The sequence below is a fragment of the Prevotella sp. C561 genome, from assembly GCF_000224595.1.
Classification (GTDB): domain Bacteria; phylum Bacteroidota; class Bacteroidia; order Bacteroidales; family Bacteroidaceae; genus Prevotella; species Prevotella jejuni.
Genome location: NZ_JH114144.1, coordinates 67,981 through 76,485, shown reverse-complemented (window position 1 = coordinate 76,485; position 8,505 = coordinate 67,981). Strand labels below are relative to the sequence as shown.

At 43.9% G+C, this 8,505-nt stretch carries 5 protein-coding genes; 4 read left to right on the top strand and 1 reads right to left on the bottom strand.

The window, feature by feature from the left end; all coding sequences use genetic code 11:
• On the bottom strand, positions 1–368 hold a 368-nt coding region (locus tag HMPREF0666_RS07050; RefSeq protein WP_009011688.1), incomplete at its 3' end, for an IS5/IS1182 family transposase.
• Positions 369–1,339: 971 nt separating this feature from the next.
• Between HMPREF0666_RS07050 and HMPREF0666_RS07045 the strand changes: the two genes are divergently transcribed.
• The 4 genes from HMPREF0666_RS07045 to HMPREF0666_RS07030 all read left to right on the top strand — a co-directional run bounded on the left by HMPREF0666_RS07045 (position 1,340) and on the right by HMPREF0666_RS07030 (position 8,213).
• A complete protein-coding gene (locus HMPREF0666_RS07045) occupies positions 1,340–3,040 on the top strand; it encodes a putative transporter (RefSeq protein ID WP_009011687.1) in 1,701 nt (566 codons plus the stop codon).
• A 247-nt stretch (positions 3,041–3,287) separates the two neighbouring features.
• Complete coding sequence (locus HMPREF0666_RS07040; protein WP_009011686.1) at positions 3,288–6,827, top strand: DUF5112 domain-containing protein; 3,540 nt, start codon at positions 3,288–3,290, stop codon at positions 6,825–6,827.
• Between the two features lie 26 nt (positions 6,828–6,853).
• Positions 6,854–7,579, top strand: coding sequence for a DUF5932 domain-containing protein (locus tag HMPREF0666_RS07035; protein WP_009011685.1), 726 nt, complete (start codon positions 6,854–6,856; stop codon positions 7,577–7,579).
• Positions 7,569–8,213, top strand: coding sequence for an AbgT family transporter (locus tag HMPREF0666_RS07030; RefSeq protein WP_009011684.1), 645 nt, complete (start codon positions 7,569–7,571; stop codon positions 8,211–8,213). The genes HMPREF0666_RS07035 and HMPREF0666_RS07030 overlap by 11 nt, the downstream gene beginning before the upstream one ends.
• The last annotated feature ends 292 nt before the right edge of the window (positions 8,214–8,505 follow it).

The window sequence follows — 8,505 nt, the reverse complement described above, 5'->3', positions numbered from 1 at the left end:
ACCATATCATAAAGGTCTGCCTCTACAAGAATGTTACGGAAACGACATACAGTCGTACTATCAGGAGCAACATCTTCCAAACCCAGTCCTACAAAGCGGCTGAAAGACAAACGATCGTTTACCTGCTCCTCAACCTCACCATCACTAAGACCATACCAAGTACGGAGAAGTTCGATTTTAAAAAGCACAAGACTATCATAGCTCGGACGACCAGTTGCCTTGTTACCTTTGGTGTAGGCAATTTCAATAATACCACGGATTGGATTCCAATCGATAATATTGTCTATCTGAGAAAAGAAGGTCTGCTTGACCTTACGCTGACCGGCTAATAGGTCGGCAAAACTGAGAGAGGAGAGTTGCTGTTTCATACTATAAAGGTACGAAAAAATAATGATATAAGCAAATTTCTAAACTAAGAGTTTTGCAGAGGTCTCATAATCGTCAGAAAACCTCACTATAAGTATCAGAAAGCTTTACTACTATTATCTGAGGAACCTTCTTGTAAACCTTTTTCGCTCTACTCACTCCCTGTACATGCCCGTCAGCGTTCAAGAAGACGCTCTTCTTGCTTCAAGAACATGCCCTTCTTGCATGTTGAAGACGCCCTTCTTGATGCTTATTAGGCGTCTTCTTCTTTGCTACCTATAACCATCTGAATACATGATAGTTACATACTCACTTCTTATACATATTCCTCTCCTTTTTTCAGGACCCCTATACGCCTCTTTGTAAAGACATTTCAACATCAGACAGACAGAATATATGAGAGACAGAATAACAGGGGGACGGACGAAGACAGAGGGATTTTTGAAGACAGAATGACATAATGACAAATGGAGACAGATGATTTTTTTGAAGACAGAATGACATAATGACAAACGAAAACAGAGGATGGTCCGAACTACGAATGACGCGAATAACACGAATGCAAAATATGAAATCAACCATAAACAGGCTTGTGAGGAAGATGAACGAGATATTATATAAATGTGAAACAATATATTATATAATGATGAGCTGACTATTATATAGACGTGAAAACATCCTCCCATAGGGGTATCTCGGTAATCACTCCCCTCTCCATTCGGAGAGGGGCCGGGGGTGAGGCTACCCTTACATACGTCTACAAAAACCTATTGACTATCAGGAGAAAATAGGTGTAAAGGCAAGGAGAGAAGGCTATCCACCTACCCTACCCATTCTTATCATTCTGATTGATAGTCATCTACAAATATTGTACATTGTACCAACAAAAAACATCAGTGTCCTGAAAATTGTCATAAAAGATTAGCTTATATTCTTTTAAATCACTACCTTTGCACCCACTAAACAATACCTTATGGACTGGTTAATTGATATTTTCTCAACAGCAAAACAGGATACGGTAGCACATATCGTGTTGCTTTATTCGATTGTCATTGCCTTAGGCGTACTACTTGGCAAGATTAAGATTGGAGGTATCTCACTTGGAGTAACCTTCGTTTTGTTCGTCGGCATTGCAGCCGGAAGTATTAAATTCACAGGACCACTACCTGTGTTAAGTTTCTTACAAGACTTTGGATTGATTCTATTCGTCTTTATGATAGGTCTGCAAGTAGGCCCTGGTTTCTTCGAAAGCTTCGGTAAAGGCGGACTAAAACTTAACATCCTCGCCTCGGTGACAATCCTTCTTAACATCCTCGTGATGTTTGCGTGCTACTTTATCTTCTTTGACACGAAAGACTCAAGTAGCCTTCCTATGATGGTAGGTACGCTCTATGGTGCCGTAACAAACACCCCTGGTCTTGGTGCAGCGAATGAGGCTTTACACAGCGTCTTTAAGAACGGGATGGATTTCGACATCACTTCTGGTTATGCCTGTGCCTATCCTTTGGGTGTCGTAGGTATTATCGGTGCAACAATTGCTATACGTTATATCTGTAAGGTAAACCTCGAAGAAGAGAATGAGAAGCTGAATGAGGAAGAAGCAGAGAACCCAAACGCGAAACCTCACACCATGTATCTGAGGGTACAGAACGCCTATATCGCAGGCCGAAAGCTCAAAGAAATATCAGAGTTCCTCAACCGCGATTTCGTTTGTACACGTCTTATGCACAATAACGTACTCAGTGTTCCTACTTTAGACAATGTCTTTGAGTTGGGTGATGAGATACTTATCGTTAGTGCAGAGGTTGACGCACAGGCTATCCAAGCCTTCATTGGTCCAGAGATTGAGGTAGACTGGCACGAGGAAGACCAGCCTCAACCACTCATTAGTCGCCGTATTATCATCACCAACAGCTCTATCAACGGTAAGACTTTAGGTAATCTACATTTCCGTTCAGTCTATGGCGTGAACGTGACACGTATCATCCGCCAAGGTATGGACCTCTTTGCGGGTCGTAACCACCGCTTTATCGTTGGCGACCGCATCATGGTTGTTGGTCCAGAAGAGAATGTAAACCGTGTAGCAGAGATGATGGGTAACTCCGAGAAACGCCTCTATGCGCCAAACATCGCAACTATCTTTATCGGTATCATGGTAGGTATTCTCTTTGGAAGTCTACCTATCAGTATTCCTAACATGCCTGTAGCTATGAAGCTCGGCTTGGCCGGTGGTCCGCTGATCATAGCCATTCTCTTAGGTCGCTTCGGTCATCGTATAGGTCTTGTCACCTATACAACGACATCAGCCAACCTGATGTTACGTGAGATGGGATTAGCCCTCTTCCTTGCCTCCGTGGGCATCAAGGCTGGCGCAGGGTTCTGGAATACGGTTATCCAAGGAGACGGTTTGAAGTATGTTTACACTGGTTTCCTCATCACCATCATCCCAATTCTTATCGTAGGAACCATCGCACGAATGAAGTATAAGTTCAATTACTTTACAATCATGGGTATGTTGGCAGGTACCTATACCGACCCTCCAGCATTGGGGTACGCTAACTCCATCTGTTCAAGCGAGGCTCCAGCTGTCGGATACTCAACTGTTTATCCGCTCAGTATGTTCCTAAGAATATTTATGGCACAAGTGATAATACTCTTCTTCTGCCATCCTTAAAATGGGGAACAGCATTATTTAGAATCAAAAAGAGTTGGGTGTATCAGCAATCTGATGCACCCAACTCTTTTTGATTATCCACGAGAAAGAAAGAAGAAAGCAACGGTCTCCATCATTGAACGACTAAATCATGTTGTCAAATAAAGATGATAGATAATTCTGTAGTTGCTTAACCCCTATTTGAGAAAAGTTTTGTAAATTTGCCTTTAGATTATAGATTGACTGCGACAAAGACCCTATAAGATAGATGAAGAAAGCAAGAACATACGGTAAAATACAAGGATGGGTAGCCTGCCTACTCCTTCTGTTGTGTGTTGCTTGTAGTACGCCCAATCAGAAAGAGGTCGACCTCTATAATGACAAGGCCTACGCTCTCCATTATCGCAACCTCGACTCTGTCACAATCTATGCTAATAAAGCCTATAACTTAGCGAAGAACTATGACGCAGGAAAGGCAGAAGCACTGAACAACCTTGCCTTTGTCGACTTGATGAAGATGCTCTTTACGGCAGCTAACGCTAAGCTCGATTCCGTATTAAAGATTACTGATAACCAGGTAGAACTGTTGGTTGCTGACATCCAGTTGATGCGTCTCTGTCAGCGTGAGTCGCTCAATAAGGAGTTCTACGACTACTATGAAAAGGCACAGAAAAGACTTCATCGTATTGAAGAAGACGAAGCACTGCTCTCTCCTCGTCAGCGACGTCGTATGGTCTATGCCCGCTCTGAGTTTGCTATCGTTACCTCCACCTATTATTATTATGTAGGTTTGGAACAGCCATCTATCAAAGCCATCCACCAAATTAACCCTGATGGAGAGATTCAAACAGACATAGCACAGCTGTTGGCCTACTTCTATAACATCGGCTCGGGTGGTATTATCAATACGAACACACAGAAAGCTATTGAACAAAAGGAGTTTGAGTATCTCATAAGATGCTATATGCTTGCACGACAACACAACTTCCCTTATTGGGAGGCAAACTCCTTGCAGGCTATCAGTGAGCTGATTGTGAACGATAAGAGTCGGGAGACACTGATGCACAATAACCTCCCCTCGTTCCAATACATCAATCTTGATAATATGCCTGATAGCCTCCTTGCAGGTAACTTGGCACAGCGTTCGCTGCATATCTTCCAACGTTATGGAGATGTCTATCAGACGGCTGGCTCTTATCGAACCTTGGCTTCATGCTATTGGCAGATTAAAGACTATCGTTCAGCAATCATTTGTCTGAATAAGGCATTAAACAACAATCCTGCTATAAAGCAGGCTCCAGACCTCGTTGCGTCTATCCGTGAACAGCTGAGTGTGACTTATTCGGCGATTAACAACAAACAACAAAGTGATTACAACCGTAATATCTATCTTGACTTACAGGACGAAACACGACAAGACAGGTATCTCACCTCACGTGCGGAACAATTAGAAAACACCTCACAGCAGCTCAATCTCATCATTATTGCTGTGGCTCTTTCTATCATCATCGTATTGGGGTCGCTCGTTCTCTTCCATTACCTCCGTAGAAGAAAAGATACACAAGGGGCGTTAGACGACCTCCTTCAGCCACTTGAACAATGGCGACAACACAACGAACAGCACATGGCGGAATTGGCTGAACAGTATGAAGAGATATCCGAACAACTGGATATCAATAAGTTACACCTCACTGATAATAAACGTAAGAACCTTGAACAAAGGGCTAAGATATCACTCGTCAACGGCGTTATCCCACTCATCGACCGTATGTTACATGAGATAGAAAGACTCAAGAAGGGCGGTGAAAGTGAGACTGTAAAGGCTGAACGTTACACCTATATACGGGAGTTGACGGATAAGATTAATGAATTAAACGCTGTACTCACAGAGTGGATTCAACTCAGACAAGGGCGGCTGTCGCTACACATCGAGAGCTTCCCTGTGCAACAGGTGTTCGATATCGTAAAGAAAGGACGTATGGGTTTCTACATGAAAGGTATAGAACTACGTGTAGAGCATACCAAGGCTATTGTCAAAGCCGACCGTGTTCTGACGCTTTTCATGGTGAACACCTTAGCTGATAACGCCCGTAAGTTTACAGCGAAAGGCGGGAAGGTGACGATTACATCTACCGAAGCACCAGACTATGTAGAGATAGCTGTTAGCGATACGGGCTGTGGACTCACAGAAGAAGAACAGCAACATATCTTCGACCATAAGCCTATTCATGACCAGAAAGACAGTTCATCGCATGGCTTCGGACTGATGAATTGTAAGGGTATCATCAATAAGTATAAGAAGATTAGCCAGATATTCGCTATCTGTGAGATTGGCGTTGAGAGTAAGAAAGGCAAGGGTAGCCGCTTCTTCTTCCGTCTGCCAAAGGGTATCAGCCGTGTCTTGTTGGCCTGCCTCCTTGCTACTGCTTCCTTATTGACTGCTCAGGCTCGACCAACAAGGACCTATGATAAGGCTGCAGCACTTGTAAAGAAGGATTACACCACCCTTGCGGCTATCTATGCCGACTCGGCTTACTTCTCTAATATCAATGGTTCATATAGTAAGACGTTGGCTTATGCGGATACTTGTCGATACTACCTTAATAAACGCTATCTACAGCTTCAGCCTAAAGGAAAGGAACTGATGAAGCGACTTGGGAGTCTATCTATTGTCCCAGCAGAGATTAAATGGTATCATGATAGTATCCCGATGAACTATGGAATTATCCTCGATATACGCAATGAGAGTGCTGTTGCGGCACTTGCCTTGCATGAGTGGGACCTTTATAAATATAATAACTCTGTCTATACCCACCTCTTTAAGGAGCGTTATGCCGATAACTCTTTGGGCGAATACTGCCGAATGATGATGAAGTCGGAGACCAATAAGAATGTGGCTGTTGCCCTTCTCGTGCTCTTCCTACTGTCCATTCTACCAGTGTATTACGTGATGTATTATCGTCACCGCCTCGTCTATCAGTTCTGTTTGGAACGTGTAAGACAGATAAACACTATCCTCCTTAGCGATGTTAGCGAAGAGAACAAACTAAGAGAGGTTGAGAAAGGAGTGAGCGACAGATTTCCTGAACGATTATTGGCTATTGTCAACCAGATTAAGGAGGCACTTGTCGCATCGGTGGAAGAGAACCAGAAGAGCCAGTCTGATATCGAACTGCTCGAAGATGAGGTGCGTTGTGTGGAATACGAGAACGAGCGTTTGCACATTAGTAATAGTATTCTTGATAACTGTCTGTCAACGCTGAAACACGAGACAATGTACTATCCTTCACGTATTCGCCAGCTTGTCGACGAAGCTGACGGTCAGCTTGAAGCGATTGACGAGTTGGCTATCTACTACAAGGAGCTCTATCAGATTCTTAGTCAGCAGGCTATGAGCCAGATTGAGGCCGTGAAACTTGTATCGCGTCCTGTGGATATCACGACTTTGGTGAGTCCTACGAAACTGACGACAGCCTTTGAGTCACCACTTATCAATGGTGACCCTGTCTTCCTTGCCTACTTATTTGATATCTTATACCTTATTAATAATAACCAACCACTGACGGTCACTGCCGAAGAGCATCAGCCTGGTTACGTGACCTTACACGTCATCATGTCTACGCTGTCACTCTCTGATGATGCTTGTCGCAACCTCTTCCAACCATCTGCCGACCGTTTGATGTTCTTCATCTGCCGACAGATTGCCCGCGACAATGGCGAGGCTACAAATAAACGTGGCTGTGGTATCTCAGCTAACGAGACACCAGAGGGCGTGAGAATAGATGTGGTCTTGGCAAAAGCAAATTAAGAAACAAAATAAAACAAAATATATCTATGGAGAAGTTTAGAGTCATTATCGTTGAAGACGTACCCTTGGAATTAAAAGGAACGGAGGGTATCTTTAGAAACGAAATACCGGAGGCGGAGATTATCGGAACGGCTGAAAGCGAAGTTGCCTACTGGAAACTAATTAAGCAGAACCTACCCGACCTCGTGCTACTCGACCTCGGATTGGGTGGTTCAACAACGGTGGGCGTAGAGATATGTCGCCAAACAAAGCAGACCTATCCGAACGTGAAAGTACTTATCTTTACGGGTGAGATACTGAATGAAAAGCTGTGGGTCGATGTTCTTGACGCTGGTGCTGATGGCATCTGCTTGAAGAGTGGCGAACTACTGACACGTGGTGACGTGGCAAGTGTCATGTCAGGTAAACGAATGGTGTTCAATCAACCTATCCTTGAAAAGATTGTGGGTCGATTCAAAATGAGCGTGAGCGGTCAGCTAATGCACCAAGAGGCGATGGTCAGCTACGAGATTGATGAGTATGACGAACGCTTCCTTCGCCACCTTGCACTCGGCTATACTAAGGAGCAGATAACCAACCTGCGTGGTATGCCTTTTGGTGTAAAGAGTTTGGAGAAACGACAGAACGAACTCGTACAGAAGCTCTTCCCTGATGGTAACAATGGGATGAGCGTCAATGCTACGCGCCTTGTAGTAAGGGCATTAGAACTGCGTATTATCGATATCGACAATCTCCACGCTGATGAGGAATAAGTTAGGATATATTGTCTTAGTACTTCTCGTTTCCCAACTGGCATTGATACTGCTTTCATGGCTTGTTACGGCAGCTTTTCCTGAGCTCCCGATGCGGTCTGTATTGAGTAGTGAAGGTATCAGATGGTTCTTTGGCTCATTTGTCAGCAACCAACTATCACCACTGCTTATCTACTTTATTATGGCGGTGATGGCAGTGGGTGCGTGTGTTCGTAGCCGCCTCTATGATGCGTTACGTGAGACACTATCCAACACGAGAAGTAGCCTAACAACATCTTCTAACCATCAGCATAAAGTCCATTATCGTGAGAAAGTTGGTCTACGCATAGCTTTGGTCGAGTTTATCGTCTATGTTATCATCATGGTTCTCCTCACTGCTATTCCCCACGCTATCCTCCTAAGTGTGACAGGACAGCTATTCCCCAGTTCCTTCTCGTCCAGTTTTATACCTTCCTTATCACTCATCATCATCATTATGTCACTTACCTACGGTGTGGCAAGTGGTACGATTGACAGTGTCGCAAAGATGCACAAGGTCCTTGTTGGTGGTTTGGAGGTAGGCTCAAGACTCGTTCCTACCTACGTTGTCGGCATTCAACTCTATATGTCGATAAGGTATGTATTCATCTTATAAACTCCATGTAGATTGTTATTGGTTTGCAAACAGACAGCGAGGGTATGATGCTGTCTGTTTGCAAACCTTTTTGGCTCTTCAGATATTTGGAATGATAAGGATGTAGCCTAACCTTTGGTCTCTAATGAAGTCTCACACAGAGAAAAGGAGAGTACGGAGTTTTTTTAACACAGCACAGTAACAAGAGATTCGTTAGGGGTTATATCTCTCACAGAACTCACAGATTGAACAGAAACCTTTCAACAAACAGGGGAAATCCACAAACGCCGATTGACGGCGACAGATATCACAG

What these genes read in the sequence shown, in the direction of transcription:
- HMPREF0666_RS07040 (WP_009011686.1), top strand. Translation starts at nt 3,288, where the DNA reads ATGAAGAAAGCAAGAACATACGGTAAAATACAAGGATGGGTAGCCTGC.
- HMPREF0666_RS07030 (WP_009011684.1), top strand. Translation starts at nt 7,569, where the DNA reads ATGAGGAATAAGTTAGGATATATTGTCTTAGTACTTCTCGTTTCCCAA.
- HMPREF0666_RS07035 (WP_009011685.1), top strand. Translation starts at nt 6,854, where the DNA reads ATGGAGAAGTTTAGAGTCATTATCGTTGAAGACGTACCCTTGGAATTA.
- HMPREF0666_RS07045 (WP_009011687.1), top strand. Translation starts at nt 1,340, where the DNA reads ATGGACTGGTTAATTGATATTTTCTCAACAGCAAAACAGGATACGGTA.